Source organism: Rhodococcus kronopolitis (assembly GCF_042654025.1).
Taxonomy (GTDB): domain Bacteria; phylum Actinomycetota; class Actinomycetes; order Mycobacteriales; family Mycobacteriaceae; genus Rhodococcus_G; species Rhodococcus_G kronopolitis.
In genome coordinates, this window is record NZ_JBHSFO010000006.1 from 104,294 (window position 1) to 121,140 (window position 16,847).

Here is a 16,847-nt window from a genome sequence, read left to right on the forward strand (position 1 = left end):
CTCCATTCGTATCGACTTTCGGCGGTGTCGCCCTACTTGGTGTCGACGTTGTCGACCAGCCAGCGGTCACCGTCGCGCACGAGGCTGACCACCATTCGGTACTTCTGGGAGTTGCCCTCCGGCGCGAGGACGTTCTTCGCCTGCTGGTCCACGAACACCAGCACCGCCGCCGCCGAGTCGTCGAGGCTCTCGATGCCGACGTGCTCGGCCGTCGCGGTCGCCTGTCCCTTGCCCTCGGTGACGATCTGGCGCAGTGCGTCGACCATCTCGTTGTACTTGCCCGCGAACGCCGGGGTGGACATCGCGACCACCTTGTCCCGGTTGGCATCCAGGGTCTGGAAGTCGAACGAGGACAACGCCACCGAGTAGTCGCGCGCGACGGTGACGGCCTCGGTACGCAGGGCGTCGGTGTGGCGGGCCGCCGTCGCCTGGAAGACCAACGCGACCGCGGCCGCGACCAGCGCGCCTGCCAGCAGCAGGGTCACCAGCGTTCGGGGCCGCCGCGACGCCGCCGCGGTTCGCCCCGCGAGCGCGGGCTGGTCGGGGGTGGCCGCCGTCGGGTGGCCGCCGGCCGGGATCGCCTCCATCACGCTGGTCGTGGCGGGGTCGGTGTGCTCACTTGCCATTTCCGAGATCCTCCAAGAGCTGTTTCCAGTGACTGAGTGCCTCGACCCCGGTCGGGACGAGGATCGGGTCGTCGACGACCGGCGGACCGATCTCGCTGCCCGGCGTGGTCGCGGTCGCCAGCCCGAGGTCGTTCGGGCGGGGCGCATTGCGGGCGCCGCGGGTGGACAGGTCCGCACCCGGCGGGCAGTAGTAGGTGAGGTTCGGCTCGACGGGCGTCAGGTCGCCGAGCGCCCGGCGCACCGTGTCGTAGTTGCACACCGGGCCCTGGGTGGCGACGAGGGAGAAGTCCGCACGGTTGCCCTTGACGATCGACTCGAGCTTGCCGAGGCCGTCGGGCAGCGCGACGAGTCCGGCGGCCAGCGCGTCGCTGCGGTCGGCGATCACCGGGGCCACCGTGACCAGATTCGCCAGCACGGCCCCGAAGGTGTCGTGGTAGCGGTCGAAGAGTTGCCGCGCGTTGCGCAGCGCAGGCGGGGCGGTGTCGGTCAGGTACACCAGCACCGGCGCGTTGGAGTCGAGCTGCTCGGTGAAGTTCCGGGCCGCGCCCATGCCGCGCACCAGCGAGTCCGACTCCCCTGCCATCGAATCCACCAGGTCCGCGGTCCGCTCCAGCAGTGACCGCAGCATCGGGGCCTGGTCGTCGAGCTGCGCGGACAGCGCGTCGCCGTTGTCGATCAGGCTCGCCAGGCTGGGCCCGAGCCCGTCGAACGACGCCCCGAGCTCGGTCCCGATGTCGCTGACCGCCTGCGGGTCGATGCCCTCGAGCAGGCGGTTCGCCCGCAGCATCAGCTCACCCATCTGCACCGGCTGCCGGTCCTGCGGCACCGCGAGTTCGTCGCCGGTGGCGAGGAAGGGCCCGTCACCGGTGTTGGGGAAGATGTCCACGTTCTGAATGCCGGCGGCGGTACCCATCCCGATCTTTGCGATGCTGTCGCGCGGAATCTCGGTTCCCGGGTCCAGGTCGAACTCGACCCGGGCCCCACGGCTTTCCGGGTCGAGCGAGACGCCCGCCACCCGGCCGACCATGACGCCGCGATAGGTGACGCTGGTGCCTACCGTCACGCCGAGGGCGTCCGCCATCCGGGCGTGCACCCGGATCGGGGTGCCGAACGCCTGCGGACCGAGCACGTAGTCGATGCCGAACGGGATCACGATCGCCGAGGTGATCGCGAACAGGATCAGCTGGACCAGCGTCAGGCGCCTCATCGCGGACCTCCGGTGAGCAGGGCCTGCAGGGTGCCCGGCGGCTGCGTGGCCGGGCCGGCAGGCAGCGCGCCCCCGGTCAGGAGTGTGTCGATCACGCCGGGGACGTCGAGCGCGCCGTTGAACACCAGGTAGTCGCCCTTCACCGCCCGGCCGAAGTTGCCCAGGAAGGTGTTCATGGCGGTCAGCGTCGAGCCGATCTCGGAGTTGAACGAGGCGAGCGAACCGAGGACGGTGGACGCGTCCCGCACGAGCGCGTCAAGGCCCTGCGGCGAGTCCGCCAGGATCGCGTTGGCACTGGCCGCGAGCTGTGCGCTCGAGTCGAGCAGCGCGGCGATCGCATCCCGCTGCTCACCGAGCACCCGCACGGCCCCCGGCAGCGCGTCGAGGTAGCCGTCGACGACGCCCTGCTGCGCGGCCAGCTGCCCGGACACCCGCGCCGCGAGGTCGAGTGCGTCCTCGAAGTCCTGCTGGTTCGCCGTGGCCGTCCCGAGCAGGGAGATCGTCGTGGCCGTCAGCCCGCGTATCTCGCCGGACCGTCCGCCGAACGCCTTGTCGAGTTCGACCACGACGGTCTGCAGCTGGCTGATCCCGCTGCCACTGAGGACGGCGCCCAGTGTCGCCAGCGCGCTCTCGATCTGGGGCCCGATCTCGGTGTGGGACACCGAGATCACGTCCCCGTCTTGCAGGATCCGCGCGGACGGCCGGGCGGGGACGACGAGCCGGACGAAGGGACTGCCCAGCGCGGACGGCAGCTCCACCGACGCGTCGACGTTGTCGGGCAGCGCGGCGGCTGCGGCCAGACTCAGCCGGACGTTCGCGCCGAACGTGCCGGTCGCCAGGTTCGCCACCCGGCCGATCACCTGCTGGCCGTTGCGCACGTCCGCGCCGATCAGCAGTCCGCCTGCGTTCGTCAGCTGCAGGGTCACCTCGTACGCCGGGCCGTCCGCGGACCGCCCCAGCGGCAGGTCCTGCATGCCGACCCCGCAGCCGGCGAGCAGCAGGCACCCGGTCCCGGCGGCCGCCAGTCGGCGCCACCGCGTGGGCGTGGGCGATCGCCTGCTCATCAGTTCCCCTTCGGTGGGAGGTCGCCGCCGGTGATCGCCGAGACGATGCCGAGCGGATCGGATGCGCTGACCGGGAAGGAGATCGGGTTGGTCAGCCCGGCGCCGGTGCACAGCGGCATCGGGTACTGCCGGCACAGCGGCTCGGCGACCGCGAACTGGGTCAGCGCGGTGGAGACATTGAGCCGGATCCGGCCCCGTTCGTCGTCGCCGACGGACCGGGACAGGTTCTGCATCAACAGTGGGACGACGTCCATGAACTCCGCGAGACCCGACTGGTTGGCCGCCAGCACGTCGCCGAGCGCGGCCACGTTGCCCGCGACCTCCCCGACGTCGTCGCCGTGGCCGGTCATGAACGTGTTCATCCGGTCCAGGACGACGCGCAGGTCCTGCAGCGGGGCGCCGATGTCGATCTGCCGGGCCGACCACTCGTCGCCGAGCTCACCGAGGCCCGAGACGAGGCTGTCCAGGCTCACCTGCCGGGCGTCGAGCGCGGCCATCAACGTGTTCAGGTTCTCCACGAGGGCACCGAGGTCCTCGGCGCGCGCGCCGACCACACCCGTTGCGGCACTGAGGTTCGTGATCGCCGTGTTGAACTGCTCGCCCCGGCCCCGCCAGCCGTCGGCCGCGTCTGCGACCAGGTCACCGATCTGCCCGTCCTCGCCGCCGAGCGCGTCGGTGAGGGTGCTGACGGCGCCCATCAACCCGTCGAAGTCGATCGGGGCGTGGGTGCGGTCGGTCGGGATCTGCGCGCCGTCCTCGAGCCGCGGGCCGCCGCGGTAGGTGGGGCCGAGTTCGACGTGCCGATCGCTGATGACGGACGGGTTGAGCACGTACGCATTGGCGTCGGCGGGTAGGGGGACGTCGTCGGGCATGGACATCGTCACGCGCACCGTCGTGCCGCGGGGCACCACGGCGGTGACCGTTCCGACCGGGACCCCGAGGACGGTGACAGTGCTGCCGACGAAGATGCCGTTGGCGTAACTGAAGTCGGCGGTGACGGTCTTGGCGGCATCGGTTCGGCCGAAGACGAACCAGCCGGCGGACGCGACGGCCGCCACGAGGACGAGCGCGGTCGCGACCCTCGACCACCGCCTGCCGCCGGACCCGGTCCGGGTGGCGGTGGTCTCGGTTCCGGCACCGGTGTTCATCGGCACCCCTGCATGACCCCGATGGCACACAGCATGTTGTCCGGGATGACCGCGGACGGCGCAGTGACGTCGGTCCACGGTCCGTTGCCGGTCGCGTCGGTCGCCGAGCGCAACGCCGGCGGCAGCCGCTTCATGATCCGGTCGACGTTGTCGGCGTTGGCCTTCAGGGTGCCGGTGACCTCGGTCAGGTTCACGATCAGCTGGTCGAACTCGGCGTCGTGCTCGGACAGGGACGTGGAGGCGGTGGCGAGGACGTAGCTGAGGTTGTCCACCAGCTCCGTCAGGGCCCGCTTGCGCACGGCCAGGATCTCGACCAGCGTCTGCGCGTTCGACAGTGTCGTTGCCAGCGAGTCACCCTGGCGGACAACCAGGTCCGATATCGACCGCGACACCGCGAGCAGACTGTCCACCTGCTCGCCGTTGCGTGCGAAGGCCGCGGACGCCCCGCTCAGCCCCGCCAGCGTCCGGCCGAGTTGCTCCGAGTCGCCCGGCATCACCTGCTGCAGTGACGACAACATCGCCTTCATCGCCTCGGTGTCGACGCCCTGGGCTGCCGCCTTGGCATCACGGCTGACGTCGTCGAGGCTGTAGGGCACGGTGGTCCGAGCGAGCGGAATGAGGTTCGCGCCGTCGTCGACGCCGGCGGGCACCACCTCCAGGTAACGCTTGCCCAGCACCGTCTTCAGCCGGACGGTGGCGGTGCTCTGGTTGCCGAGCGGCTGCCGGTCGTCGAGCCGGAAGTCGACCCGCACGCGGTCCGCGGCCAGCTCGACGGCCTCGACTCGGCCTGCGGGCACCCCCGCGACGTACACCGGGTCGCCGCCGGACAGGCCACTCGCGTTGTCGAGCTCGGCCACGTAGGGGCTGGTCCGCATCTGGTACCAGACCTTCGGGACGCCGACGGCCACGGCGAGGCCGGCGACCAGCAGCACGATGCCCAGCGCGCCCAACGCCAGCGGCGTAGCGCTGTCGGCGCGCCGCTCGCCCCGGAACAGGAACAGGTAGATCCCCACACCGACGTCGGTCAGTTTGACCAGGAACATCTCAGCTCCTCCCGCTCGCGGCCCGACCCGCCAGGCGCCTCACGAGCACACCGGCGAATGGGTGGGACCGAAGATGTTCGCTTCCATCTCGCCCGCCTTCAGCGTGAAGTTGCAGAGGTAGAGGTTGACGAACCCGCCGTAGCCGCCGATCCGGTTGATCGAGTCGGCGAACTCCGGCATCTTGGCGACGAAGGCGTTGAACTCCGCGGTGCCTGCCACCCAGCTGTCGGTCACCGACTTCAGGTCGCGCACCGACCGGCCGAATGCCCCGTTGGACCGGGCCATCGACGCCGCCAGCGAGGCCAGCGCCTGGTTGCCGTCGCCCAGCAGCGCGACGAACTGGTCGTTGCTCCCCACAATCGAGGTGCTGAGCCCGCTCAGCCCGGCCATCAGCTCCTCGAGCTGGGGCTGCCGGGCGTCGACCGAGCCGAGCAACGAGCCCAGGTTCGTCACGAGCTGCGCCATCACGTCCTTCCGGTCGTCGAGGCCCGAACTCACCGCACCGATCTGGGTCAGCAGGGTCGCGACGGCCTCGCCCTGACCGTCGAAGGTCATGGCGAAGGTCCGCGTGAGGTTGTTGACCTGGTCCGGGTCCAGGGCGTCGAAGAGCGGCCGGAAACCGTTCATGAGCGCGGTCAAGTCCACCGGGGGCGTGGTCCGGGCGAGCGGGATGACCTCCCCCGGCCGCAGTGTCCCCGCCGGTTCGTCGACCGCCGGGGCGACGCCGACGGTGCCGTCGAGCGGGGGTGTGAGGGCGATGTACCGGGCGCCGAGCATGTCGCCGTACCGGACCGCGGCGGTCACCTCGCGCGCGAGCGGGTAGCCGACCTCGACCTCGATGTCGACAACCGCCTTGCTGGTACCGCCGCCCGCGTCGGCGAACGCGATGGCGTCGACCCGGCCGACGCGGACGCCGGCCAGCGTTACCGCGTTGCCGGGGCCCAGTCCCTCGACGTCGGTGAACTCCACCGAGTACCGCGCCGTGTCGCCGCGCACCGGAACGGACAGCGTGTTCGCCACGAGCACCGCACACACCCCGCCCACCGCACAGAACCCCACTGCCTTCGCGATCGGTACCCACCCGAGCGTCACCGGACCGTCACCTCGTTCCCACGTACCAGCGGACCGAGCATGACGACGGTCGCCGGGTTCGGGGCCGCGTCCGGCCGCGCCGTCGCGCCGAGCACCCGGTCCTGCAGGACCTTGAGCGCCGGCGCCTCTCGCGCCCCGTCGACCACGCCGCTCTCGCCCGGCGTGGCTGGCGCCGCCGCGCTGCCCACGCACCCCGCGCTCGTCTCTGCGCCGTACCGCGGGCAGTCCGACGCGTCGTAGGGCAGCGGGTCCGAGAAGGTCGCGACCGTGGTGATGTCGAACTTCCCGGTGGAGAACACCCGGGCGCCGGCCGCCCCGAACGATTTCGCCTTGGCCAACGTATCCACCAGCCCGGCGGGGTTGGCCGCGGTCGTCGCCAGGATCGTTCCCGCGGAGTTCAGCACGGTGGTGATCCGCTCGCGCTGCTCGCCGGCGAACGCGGTTGCCACGGAGGCGAATCCGGCCGCGGACCCGAAGGTGGCCGCGACGCCGTCGCGGTGGTCGACCAGGTCCTGCGAGACCGAGGTGGCCGCGGACAGCGTCGCGATCACGTCGGGGGTCGCCGCGTCGAGATCCCGCATCACCGACCTCAACTCCGGTGCGACGTCGAGGAACTGCTGCGCCGGCGGGGTCAGGATCCGGGACGCGGAGTCGAGCCGGTCGACGATCCGCCCGACCGTCTCGCCGCGCCCGTCGAGGGCCTTGCCGAGTTCGGTGAGCGCGGCCTGCATCTTCTGCGGCTGCATGTGGTCGAGGACCGCGATGACCTTCGTGTAGACGCCGTAGAGTGCGACCGCCTCGGGCCCGGTGTCCACCCCGATCTCGGCACCGTCCGACAGGCTCGACGAGCCGGTCGCGGTCGGGTCGTCGACGAGTTGGATGTAGATGTCTCCGAAGAACGTCCGCGGAACCACCCGGGCCAGCACCGTGGCCGGGATGAGCGAGATCGAGTCCGCGTCGATCTGCAGGCGAACGGTCGACGACGTGGTTCCCGAGTCGATTCCGGAGATCCGTCCGACGTTGACACCGGAGTAGCGCACGGGCGCCTCGCCACTGATCAGTCCGGCGGTCGCGGGAATCGCCACGGAGACCTCCGGGTCCCGGTGCAGCGAACCCGATCCGCGCATCACCATCACCGTCCCGATCACCGTGACGGCGAGCACCGCGAGCACCCCCCGCAGCGCGAGGGCCGCCCGGCTGCGACCGGTGAACTGGTCCATCTCTAGAAGCCCGTTCCCGGGATCTGCGGGACCAGGCCCCACAGCGCAAAGGTCATCAGCACGTCCAGCACGCCGATCGCGAGGATCGCCGTCCGCAGCGCCCGGCCCGCGGCCTGGCCGACCCCGGCCGGCCCACCGGCGGCGAAGTAGCCGTAGGAGCAGTGCACCAGGGACACCACCGCCGCGAACACGACGGCCTTGAGCGCGGAGTACAGCAGGTCCTGCGGGGCGAGTGCCAGGTGGAAGAAGTAGTCGTAGGTGCCCGCCGACGCGCCCCCGAAGAACACGATCACCAGCCGCGTCGACAGGTAGCTGGCGAGCAGGCCGATCATGAAGATGGGCAGGACGCACACCATCGCCGCGAGGACCCGGGTGCCGGCCAGGAACGGAATGGACCGGATCGCCATCGCGTCGAGCGCGTCGATCTCGTCCGAGATCCGCATGGCGCCGATCTGGGCGGTGAATCCGGTGCCGACCTTGGCAGCCAGCGCGATTGCGACGACGACGGGGGCGAGCTCGCGGGTGTTCGCGATCGCCGACAGCATGCCGGACATGGTGGTCATCCCGACGAGTTCCAGGCCGCGCTGCGTCTCCACCCCGAGCATCATCGCCGCGGCCAGGGACATCGCGAACACGATGCCGATTGTTCCGCCGCCCGAGAGCAGCGAGTTGGTCCCGAAGCTGATCTCACTGATCTGAGTGAGCACGTGCTTGCGGTACTTGACCAGGGCGAAGGGGACGGATGCGAGCGTCCGGTAGAAGAAGGTGACGTGGCGGCCGACGTCGACGAGGCCGCCGTACGCCGACCGTGCCGGTCGCGCCGCGCGCTGCAGCCGGTGCACGGCGTCGACCACCGCCATCAGTACGACCCGACTGCCGGGACGATGACCGTGTACAACGCGGAGATCACGGCGTTGACGATGAACACCAGCGCAAAGGCGATCACCACCGCCTCGTTGACCGAGTCCGCGACACCCCGTGGGCCGCCCTTGGTGTGCAGGCCCTTGAAGGTGGCCACCAGTGTGGAGGTGAGACCGAAGACCGCGGCCTTCACGAGCGCCATGACGAAGTCCGACATCCGGCCGTACTGACTGAACGTGGCCATGAAGGTTCCGGCCGGAAGATGCTGGACGTAGATGTGATAGAGGTAGCAGGCGAGGACTCCGCCGAAGGTCACCATCGAGCACAGGGCCAGCGAGACCACCACCGCGGCAACCAGTCTCGGGGCCACCAGGCGCTCGACGACGTCGATGCCCATCACCTCGAGCGCGTCGACCTCCTCACGGATCTTCCTCGACCCCAGGTCGGTGCAGATGGCCGAACCGGCAACGCCCGCCATCATCAGCGCACAGACCAGCGCGGCGGCCTGCCCGACGACGATGAACGCGACCACCGCCCCCGAGTAGCCGCCCGCCCCGATGCGGCCGGCGAGCTCGCCCACCGAGACCGCGATGAACACCCCGATCGGGATCATGAGCAGCAGGGACGGACCAGTGCTGACCCGGCCGATGAACAGGATCTGGGTCACCGTCTCGCTCAACGAGAGTCGGCGGCGCAGCAGTGCGCGGACCAATGCGACCAGGGCCTGGACCGAGAACCCGATCAGGTAGCCCCCCTGGGTCGCGACGTCGCGCGCCGGCCCCTTGGCAGTGGGCAGTTCGTAGGTCATCTCCGCGATCCCCCTCGCATCTCCCACCCTCCCCGTCCGTGCAGCGTGTCACAACGGGCGCCACGGTTCAACCGTTATGTGAACCGCAATTCGCGCTGCGAACCACCTAGGTGACGCCGACCGAGACGCGCGTGCGACCCGGCCGGCATCACGACGGCCGCAGCCGTTCGGCGTCAGCTCGCGTTGGCCGCGAGCGCCCCCTCGTTCCTGCGCAGATCCCCCTTGACCACCTTGCCGCTGGCATTGCGCGGCAACGCGTCCACGATCACCAGTTCCTTGGGGTGCTTGTACCGGGCGAGCCGGTCCTCGAGGAAGGCCACGAGCTCGTCGAGGGTGAGCTCCCCCTCCCGCAGCGCCACGACCGCCACCGGGACCTCGCCCCACTTCGGGTCCGACCGGCCGATCACCGCCGCCTCCAGCACCTTCGGGTGACCGAAGAGCACGTTCTCCACCTCGGCGCAGTAGATGTTCTCGCCGCCCGAGATGATCATGTCCTTCTTCCGGTCGACGACGAAGACGAAACCCTCCTCGTCCTGGCGGACCAGGTCGCCGGAGTGGAACCACCCGCCGGCGAAGGCGTCGGCGGTGGCCGCGTCGTTGCCCCAGTACCCGCGCATCATCGTCGGTCCCCGGTAGACGATCTCGCCGACCTGCCCGACCGGCACGTCGTTCATCTCGTCGTCGACGACCCGCGCCTGGATCGTCGGGATCACCCGGCCGACCGAGCCCAGCTTGCGCAGCGCGTCCTCACCGTCGAGCACGCAGGTGATCGGCGACATCTCGGTCTGCCCGAACACGGCGACGTTCATCGCCTCGGGAAAGGTCTCGGACATCGCGCGCAGCACCACGTCGGATGCGGGAGCGGCACCCCAACTGATCACCCGGAGCGCGAGGTCTCGTTGACGCACAGCAGGTTCCGCGCACACGGCCTGCCACTGGACGGGAACCAGGAACGCGGTGGTGACCCGCTCGACCTCCCACACGTCGAGCAGTTCGACCGGGTCGAACGCACCGAGCGGATGAATGACGGTGCGGACCCCGAGCACGAGCGACGGCGCCATGCTGCCGAGGGCGGCGATGTGGAACATCGGCGAGGCACAGAACCCGACGTCGTCGCCGCGGTCCATCCGCAGGGCCCGGATGCAGGTGAGCGCCTGCGCCTGCAGGTTCGCGTGCGAGAGCACCGCCCCCTTGGGCCTGCCGGTGGTGCCGGAGGTGTACATGATCAGTGCCGCGAGGTCGTCCGGCAGGTCGACCGGAGCGTGCGCCTCACCGGGTTCGTCGAGCAGGTCCTCGTAGCCGAGCGCGCCGCCGTCGCCCGCCTGCCCGACCACGACGCAGGTGGCGAGCTCCGGCACCTGCCGACGGACCGCGGCGACCAGTGGGGCGAGCGGGACATCGGTGACCACCGCGGTGGCGCCGCTGTCGCCGACGATGAAGGCCATCTCCGGCGGGGTCAGACGGAAGTTCACGGGCACCGCGATCGCGCCGAGCGCATTGACCGCGAGCACGGCCTCGAGGAACTCCGGGCGGTTGAGCATGACCAGAAGCACCCGGTCCCCGTACCCGACACCACGCCGGGCCAGCGCGTCGGCGAAGGACTCCGACCTCTCGTGCAGCCCGGACCAGGTGGTACTCGCCCCCTGGAAGCGGAGTGCCACCTCGTCCGGTCGCATGAGGGCATGGGTCGCGACCTGGTTGTTCCAATTGTTCCGACGGGCCCGGAGCGGTTGCGCGAGGAGATTGTCGCTAGATGACATCCTGTAGGTCCTTCCCTGTCACGATGATGTGGTCGGCACGGCGGTCGCACTTCGTGGGGCGCGCACAGTATGGCAATTCCGAACGCCACGCGGGGCAATTTTGTTAACAGAAATTCGCACCAGATTCGGCACGGGACCGGAACGTCGAGATTGACCCGAACGGCTGGCGCCTGCATCGGCCCCGACGGCGCGATCACGCGTCCGACGACGGATCCCACACGCAGGCGAGCAACGTGACACTCCGGCTCACCCGACACCACCGGCAGTGCACCGATGCCCGGGCGGCGTGCGGACCCACGCAGGTAATCGCCCGCACGGCGCGGCAGCGAGCCGTCGCACGCCGGACCGCATGTCGCCAGGAAGCGCAAATCTACGTTAACTTCCAGTCCGGATCCGACAGGCCGCGGCGAGTGAACACCGTTGTAGATCAACAGTTTGCGTGTACCCGATGACACAGACAGTCCACCGAGACGTGCGGTGGCGAGATTCGCATTCGGCCGGAGTTCCGCGGACACTCGGATATGGTCTGTGCATCGAAGTCAGGAGACGGCTATGGCCCAGACAACCCGGAGCCGGCCGGTTCCGACCGACGCAGCGGTGCGGCGGCGACCGAAGGACCGCAAGGCACAGATCGCCCTGACGGCCGCCCAGGCGTTCAGCGAACGTGGTTACCACGCGGTCGGTGTCGACGAGATTGCCGCGGCCGTGGGCATTTCCGGCCCTGCCCTCTACCGTCACTTCCCCAACAAGTACGCACTGCTGCTGCAGGCGGCGCTGAGCACGGTGGGTTCGTTGCGGGCCGCTGCCGACGCCGCGGCCGACCCGGTGGCTGCGCCCGCGGACCAACTGGACCGGATCCTTCGCGCCCTGATCACGACCACCGTCGAGCACCGCCGGACCGGCGGCCTCTACCGTTGGGAGGGCCGGTACCTGCAGCCCGCCGACCGGGAACTGATGCGTGCGGACTTTCGCGCACTGAACGAGCGTCTCGCGACGCCGCTCGGCCGGCTCCGCCCGGACCTGAGCCGACGCGACACCACCATCCTGGCCGCCGCCGCCCTGAGCGTCGTCGGCAGCATCACCGCGCACCGCACCGCGCTGGCGAACCGTCGGATCGAGAAGCTGCTGCTCGCGACGGCGTGGGACGTGCTGCACTGCGACCTCGCGGCGGCCCCGCCCGCCGAGTCCACCGCCCCGGACCCGGCCGCCCGAGGGCTCGCGGTGACCTCCAAGCGCGAACTCCTGCTCGGCGAGGCGATGAAGATCTTCCACGCGCAGGGATACCACGAGTCCAGCATCGAGGAGATCGGCGCCGCGGCCGGGATCAACGCGTCGAGCGTCTACCGGCACTTCCCGAGCAAGGCGGAACTGCTCGCGGCCGGATTCCACCGAGCGGCCGACCGCCTGGCCGTGGCGACGGACGAGGCCCTCGGCGCCTCCACCGGTCCGGAGGAGGCGTTGCGCCGCCTCTCCGCCGCCTACATCGACCTGGCGTTCGCCCGCCCGGAGGTGCTCTCGGTGTACTTCGCCGAGATCGGCAACCTGCCCAGCGGCGAGCGGACGAACCTGCGCAACGTGCAGCGACTGCACGTCGAGGAGTGGGTCCACCTGCTCGGCACGGTCCGCCCCGAGCTCTCGCCCGTCGAGGCCCGGTTCGTGGTGCACGCCGCCCTCGGCCAGGCACTCGATGTCGGCCGGCTGATGCGCTTCGACATCGACGCACGCTCACGCGGGCAGATGCGGGCCGTGATGCTCACGGTGCTGCTCGGCTGAGGGTGCCGCCGCCCCCTGCGCCCACCCGGCGGGCCCGGATCGGGTCCGCCGCCGGCCACCTCAGGCTCGACTTCCCACCCGCGCCTCGGCGGCCGCCTGCGCCGCATCACGAAGGTCCGCGAACGATCTCCGCAGCAGCTCCGCGTACCGATCGTCGTCGGGTACCTGGTCCGGATCCACGGTGATGTTGATGGTGAGAACGTCGCCGATGCTGTCGACCCGGTGCGCGAGACCTCCCCGACCGATCAACGGGACCAGCCCGTACGTCACCGCAACTGTGGAATCGCAGAGCCTCAGGTCCGCGGCCCCCTTCGGGACGTTGGAGATCAGGGTGTTCGCCAGGCCGACCGTCTCGGACCGGCGGTCCGGCCAGGCCGCACCGCATCGCAGCACAGCTTTGAGCACGATCGACGGAACGGCGCGAGCCAGTCCGTCGAGCTCGCGGACCTCCGGACCATTCACTCTCGCCCGCTCGGCTGCAGACGATTCGTGGATCGCACGAACTCGGGCGACAGGATCCGCGATGTCGGTGTGCAGGTCCACCGTCATGAGACCGAACTGGTTCCTGGAGGTCCCCGCCAGTTTCCCTCGCGTGGTCACCGGTACCGCCGCCGCCAGTGATCCGACTGGCGGCGATCCGGCATCCGGAAGGTAGGCCCGCAGCGCCCCACCGATGACGGCCATCGCGAGGTCGTTGATCGTCACCGCACCGAGGTCGGACTTGACTTCGCGAAGTTCACCCAGCGGGAGCGTGATGCTGTCGAACACCCGGCGGGGCCCGAGCGGCAGGTTGAACTGGGTCCGTGGGCGCCGGGCCACCGGCGGCCGGTACTGCCCCCGTCGATATTCGGCGTGGAGCCGTCGCTTCGCGGATCTGGCACTCCGGAGGCCCCCGGCGAGGTCCCACAGGGACCTCGGCACCGCAAGTACCGACACGGCAAGCAGGCGAGCCCGGGACGGCAGGGGCGTGACCACACTGCGCGGTTCGACGGACGCCGCCGTACCGGCCCCGAACAGGTGCCTGGCGATCTCCGCGCTCAGGGTGCCGTCGGCGGCGCAGTGGTGGGTCCGGACGGCGACGACCGTCGCCGACCCCGGCACCCCCGCGATTCCACGGACTCCCGTGGCCACGTGCAGTTCCCACGGCGGCCTCGACAGATCCATCGGCCGTTGCATGAGCTCTGCGATCAGGATGCGGAGCTCCGCCCACCCCGATCCGTGATGGAAGTGGATGTGCTCCTCGACGTCGAAAGTCGGACTCTCGACCCAGTGCGGATACCCGAGATCGAGCGGCACGCGGACCAGCCGCCGACGGAGGACGTCGAGTTTCGGGGCGCGCTCCGCGATCCACTCGACGATCTCGTCCCGGCCCGGACCGTCGCCCGAGTTCGCAAAGACATAGGCCGTCATGTTGGCCTGCTTCACGTTTCCCCCCTCGGAGTACAGGAACACCGAATCCCGCGGATCCATTTGCGTCATGAGTCTCCCCCTCACTCTCGCGGCAGAAGCATCGGTTTCATTGCCGACGCTAATGTTTGCAGAGCTCGACGCTACCTCGCATGGGTGCGAAAACACAGGAGCGCCGCGCGACTCGCGCGCGGCGCCACCGGTGTTCGATTGTGCGGTTTCAGTACGGGGTCAGCCCCGGGGACACCCGTAGTCACGGTCCGCGCCGAGGTCGCCGGGCCGGTAGCCGACCGGGTAGCCCGGGTAGGTGCGGTTGCGCCGATCTCGGGTGGCCTTCGACCTCCGACGCGGGGGCAGCAGGCGCACCAACCGCGACCGCCCCCGCAGCGCGCGCCGACCCGCCGACGTCATCCAGGCAGGCGCGGACCGGAAACCGAAGGCGGAGAGCATCATCGGGTCGAGCATCGCATTGACTCCCACCGTGACGGCGGGTCGAAACGGACGGGGGAACCACGAGCAGAACAGGTCTCGGGTGTACACGCCGATCGCGTGGTTGTCGTCCGTGTAGCGGAAGTGCTCGCGCTCGAAGTCCGTCTTGAACCGGTACAGGGCCTGGAAGTCATCGGGGATGTCCCGGATCCCCATCCGGATGCCCACCTGCCGGTAGAAGTGGAAGCAGGCGAGCCGTTCGTGCGGGTTCAGCGGCCGCCAACCGTACCGGTCGATCCAGTCCAGCGGTTCGTAGATGAACGTGCACAGCACGTACAGCATGTCCGCATTGTCGATCTCGTACCTGCCGTGCATGCGGTTGACGGTGCGCAGCGACTCACGACCGCGGGGCGAGTCGTAGCCGTGCTCGAGCAGTTCCGCCATCAACAGTGCCGTGTCGTCGTAGCGCTTCTGGGGCCGGGACTCGAACTCGCCGGTCCTGCGGAGCAGCGCCGAGATGGTCGGGACGCAGTAGGTACGGAAGAGCGCGAACTCGAGCGAACGCTGGTAGTCCCAGGGGAATTCGTAGCCGGCGGTGATCCGGTGGATCTCCTGGCAGTCCTTCACCGGATCCAGTTGCTCGATCCGGCGGAGCCAGCCGTTGCGGCCGCGGGGTGCCGTGTCGGCGTCATCGACGAGTAGCACGGTCCGCACCTCAGCCTCGTCCGTGCCGGGTCTTGAGCAACCAGGCCGCGATCTTCATGTCCCGGGCCTTGCGCTCGAGCGTCAGCAGGTTCATCGGCGCCCGGTACCTCTGCCGGGTGACCGCCTTCGGGTAGCTGAACTCCCGCAGTCCGTCGGCGCCGTGGATCCGACCGAACCCCGAGTCCCCCACCCCGCCGAGTGGCAGTGACGGCACGGCAGCGAAGCCGAGCACCGAGTTGACCGACGCCACGCCGCTCCGCAGGCGCTCTGCGGCTTCGACACCGCGGCGGGAGTCCCGGGTGAAGATCGACCCACCCAGTCCGTAGCTGACGGCATTGGCCTTGGCCACCCCGTCGTCGAGGTCCGCCATCCGGTTGATCACGACGGTGGGCCCGAAGGTCTCCTCGGTGGTCGCGACGGTGCCCTCGGGCACGTCGGTGAGGATCACCGGCTCGATGTACGGCTCCCGGATCGAACCCAGGCCGCCGAGCACCGCGGTGGCGCCCCGGTCGAGCGCGTCGGCGATCTGACCGCGCACCACCTCCGACTGCCGACCGAGGGTCATCGGCCCGTACGAGGCGTCCGGACCGCCGCCCGGACGCAGCCGCCGGGTCTTGTCGGTCACCCTCGCGACGAAGTCGTCGAACACCTCGTCCGCAACGTAGATTCGCTCCACACCGACACAGGTCTGACCCGCATTCCCGAAGGCGCCGAACACCGCGAAGTCGGCGGCCGCATCGAGGTCGGCGTCGTGGCACACCAGCATCGCGTCCTTACCGCCGCACTCGGCGACCAACGGCGTCAGCGTCTCCGCACAGGTGGCCATCACCTTCTTCGCGGTCGCGGTGGAGCCGGTGAAGGCGATCTTGTCCACACCGGAACGGCAGAGCGCGGTGCCGGTGTCACCGAAGCCCGTGACCACCTGCAGCACCGGCTGATTCGGCACCAGCGCGTTCCACTTCTCGGCAATCCACACCGCCACCCCTGGCGTCAGTTCGCTCGGCTTGAACACCACCGCGTTGCCCGCCGCCAACGCATAGGAGATCGAGCCCATCGGCGTGTAGAGCGGGTAGTTCCACGGCCCGATCACCCCGACCACGCCGAACGGCTGGTACCGGACGGTCGCCTCCAGGTTGGCGCTCACCAGGCCGGACGAGACCTTCTTTCGGCCCAGCACCTTGCCCGCCTTCCGCGCGGCCCAGTCCAGGTGCTCTACGGCGAGCATCACCTCGAGCAGCGCGTCGTCGGCGGGCTTGCCGGTTTCTGCGGTGATCACCGCGGCCAGCGCCTTCGCATCGGCGGCGATGGCACCCTTCCAGCTCAGCAGCCAGCGTCGACGCCCGTCGAAGCCGAGGTCGCCCCACCACCGCGCGGCGGCGCGCGCCCGATCGACGACCCGGTCCACCTCGGGCGGGCCGTCGATCGGGTACTCCGCGAGGACCGCGTTCGTCCGCGGGTCCCTGGACGCGAACATCCCGGGCGCCACGGCCGCCGTCGCCTCGGCGCCGCTCGCCTCCTGGTCAACCTCCTGGGTCATGGCCCATTCCCTCCGTTGGCATGGTGGATCAGTTGGTACGCACGATGTCCCACCCCGGCCGGGTTCGGCGCGAGTTCGCATCACATATATTTGATTAGATGTACTGTTGCCCAGATCACACTAGGCGGCGGCGGTCCGATCGACAAGGCGCCGGCCGGCCCCGGCCC

General features: G+C 70.0%; 14 protein-coding genes. 1 reads left to right on the forward strand and 13 read right to left on the reverse strand.

Features of this window, described 5'->3' with window-relative positions; translation table 11 throughout:
• Positions 1-32: 32 nt before the first annotated feature.
• From ACFO6S_RS13630 to fadD5, 10 genes are all read right to left on the reverse strand, one after another.
• A complete protein-coding gene (locus ACFO6S_RS13630; RefSeq protein WP_378417784.1) occupies positions 33-626 on the reverse strand; it encodes a mce associated protein mas1a in 594 nt (197 codons plus the stop codon).
• Positions 616-1,833 carry an MlaD family protein gene (locus tag ACFO6S_RS13635; RefSeq protein ID WP_378417786.1) on the reverse strand — a complete coding sequence of 406 codons (1,218 nt, stop codon included), beginning with the start codon at positions 1,831-1,833 and terminating at the stop codon, positions 616-618. Before ACFO6S_RS13635 ends, ACFO6S_RS13630 begins: the two co-directional genes overlap by 11 nt.
• Positions 1,830-2,897, reverse strand: coding sequence for an MCE family protein (locus ACFO6S_RS13640; protein ID WP_378417788.1), 1,068 nt, complete (start codon positions 2,895-2,897; stop codon positions 1,830-1,832). Before ACFO6S_RS13640 ends, ACFO6S_RS13635 begins: the two co-directional genes overlap by 4 nt.
• Positions 2,897-4,045 (reverse strand): MCE family protein, encoded by a 1,149-nt coding sequence (locus ACFO6S_RS13645; protein WP_378417790.1) that lies wholly within the window; start codon positions 4,043-4,045, stop codon positions 2,897-2,899. Before ACFO6S_RS13645 ends, ACFO6S_RS13640 begins: the two co-directional genes overlap by 1 nt.
• Positions 4,042-5,088 (reverse strand): MCE family protein, encoded by a 1,047-nt coding sequence (locus ACFO6S_RS13650; RefSeq protein ID WP_378417792.1) that lies wholly within the window; start codon positions 5,086-5,088, stop codon positions 4,042-4,044. The genes ACFO6S_RS13645 and ACFO6S_RS13650 overlap by 4 nt, the downstream gene beginning before the upstream one ends.
• A gap of 39 nt (positions 5,089-5,127) precedes the next feature.
• Positions 5,128-6,180, reverse strand: a complete 1,053-nt coding sequence (locus ACFO6S_RS13655) for an MCE family protein (protein WP_378417794.1) — start codon at positions 6,178-6,180, stop codon at positions 5,128-5,130.
• The gene (locus tag ACFO6S_RS13660) at positions 6,177-7,400 is read right to left on the reverse strand and encodes an MCE family protein (protein WP_378417795.1); all 1,224 of its coding nucleotides are present in this window, start codon (positions 7,398-7,400) and stop codon (positions 6,177-6,179) included. Before ACFO6S_RS13660 ends, ACFO6S_RS13655 begins: the two co-directional genes overlap by 4 nt.
• 2 nt (positions 7,401-7,402) lie before the next feature.
• Positions 7,403-8,260 carry an MlaE family ABC transporter permease gene (locus tag ACFO6S_RS13665; RefSeq protein WP_378417797.1) on the reverse strand — a complete coding sequence of 286 codons (858 nt, stop codon included), beginning with the start codon at positions 8,258-8,260 and terminating at the stop codon, positions 7,403-7,405.
• On the reverse strand, positions 8,260-9,069 hold the full coding sequence (locus ACFO6S_RS13670; protein ID WP_378417799.1) for an ABC transporter permease: 810 nt from the start codon (positions 9,067-9,069) through the stop codon (positions 8,260-8,262). Before ACFO6S_RS13670 ends, ACFO6S_RS13665 begins: the two co-directional genes overlap by 1 nt.
• Before the next feature lie 173 nt (positions 9,070-9,242).
• Positions 9,243-10,829 (reverse strand): fatty-acid--CoA ligase FadD5, encoded by a 1,587-nt coding sequence (fadD5, locus tag ACFO6S_RS13675; protein ID WP_378417801.1) that lies wholly within the window; start codon positions 10,827-10,829, stop codon positions 9,243-9,245.
• Positions 10,830-11,381: 552 nt separating this feature from the next.
• On the opposite strand from fadD5, the gene ACFO6S_RS13680 reads away from it, so the two are divergent.
• Complete coding sequence (locus ACFO6S_RS13680; protein ID WP_378417803.1) at positions 11,382-12,602, forward strand: TetR/AcrR family transcriptional regulator; 1,221 nt, start codon at positions 11,382-11,384, stop codon at positions 12,600-12,602.
• A gap of 60 nt (positions 12,603-12,662) precedes the next feature.
• On the opposite strand, the gene ACFO6S_RS13685 is transcribed toward ACFO6S_RS13680, so the two are convergent.
• The 3 genes from ACFO6S_RS13685 to ACFO6S_RS13695 form a co-directional block, all read right to left on the reverse strand.
• The gene (locus tag ACFO6S_RS13685; RefSeq protein WP_378417804.1) at positions 12,663-14,081 is read right to left on the reverse strand and encodes a wax ester/triacylglycerol synthase domain-containing protein; all 1,419 of its coding nucleotides are present in this window, start codon (positions 14,079-14,081) and stop codon (positions 12,663-12,665) included.
• Positions 14,082-14,240: 159 nt separating this feature from the next.
• The gene (locus ACFO6S_RS13690; RefSeq protein ID WP_378417806.1) at positions 14,241-15,143 is read right to left on the reverse strand and encodes an oxygenase MpaB family protein; all 903 of its coding nucleotides are present in this window, start codon (positions 15,141-15,143) and stop codon (positions 14,241-14,243) included.
• Positions 15,144-15,153: 10 nt separating this feature from the next.
• Positions 15,154-16,680: an aldehyde dehydrogenase family protein gene (locus ACFO6S_RS13695; RefSeq protein WP_378417808.1), complete on the reverse strand. Its 1,527-nt coding sequence runs from the start codon at positions 16,678-16,680 to the stop codon at positions 15,154-15,156.
• Positions 16,681-16,847 lie beyond the last annotated feature (167 nt).

Coding starts and splice junctions, on each gene's coding strand:
- ACFO6S_RS13630 (WP_378417784.1), bottom strand. CDS start 626: ATGGCAAGTGAGCACACCGACCCCGCCACGACCAGCGTGATGGAGGCG.
- ACFO6S_RS13635 (WP_378417786.1), bottom strand. CDS start 1,833: ATGAGGCGCCTGACGCTGGTCCAGCTGATCCTGTTCGCGATCACCTCG.
- ACFO6S_RS13640 (WP_378417788.1), bottom strand. CDS start 2,897: ATGAGCAGGCGATCGCCCACGCCCACGCGGTGGCGCCGACTGGCGGCC.
- ACFO6S_RS13645 (WP_378417790.1), bottom strand. CDS start 4,045: ATGAACACCGGTGCCGGAACCGAGACCACCGCCACCCGGACCGGGTCC.
- ACFO6S_RS13650 (WP_378417792.1), bottom strand. CDS start 5,088: ATGTTCCTGGTCAAACTGACCGACGTCGGTGTGGGGATCTACCTGTTC.
- ACFO6S_RS13660 (WP_378417795.1), bottom strand. CDS start 7,400: ATGGACCAGTTCACCGGTCGCAGCCGGGCGGCCCTCGCGCTGCGGGGG.
- ACFO6S_RS13665 (WP_378417797.1), bottom strand. CDS start 8,260: ATGGCGGTGGTCGACGCCGTGCACCGGCTGCAGCGCGCGGCGCGACCG.
- ACFO6S_RS13670 (WP_378417799.1), bottom strand. CDS start 9,069: ATGACCTACGAACTGCCCACTGCCAAGGGGCCGGCGCGCGACGTCGCG.
- fadD5 (WP_378417801.1), bottom strand. CDS start 10,829: ATGTCATCTAGCGACAATCTCCTCGCGCAACCGCTCCGGGCCCGTCGG.
- ACFO6S_RS13680 (WP_378417803.1), top strand. CDS start 11,382: ATGGCCCAGACAACCCGGAGCCGGCCGGTTCCGACCGACGCAGCGGTG.
- ACFO6S_RS13685 (WP_378417804.1), bottom strand. CDS start 14,081: ATGACGCAAATGGATCCGCGGGATTCGGTGTTCCTGTACTCCGAGGGG.
- ACFO6S_RS13695 (WP_378417808.1), bottom strand. CDS start 16,680: ATGACCCAGGAGGTTGACCAGGAGGCGAGCGGCGCCGAGGCGACGGCG.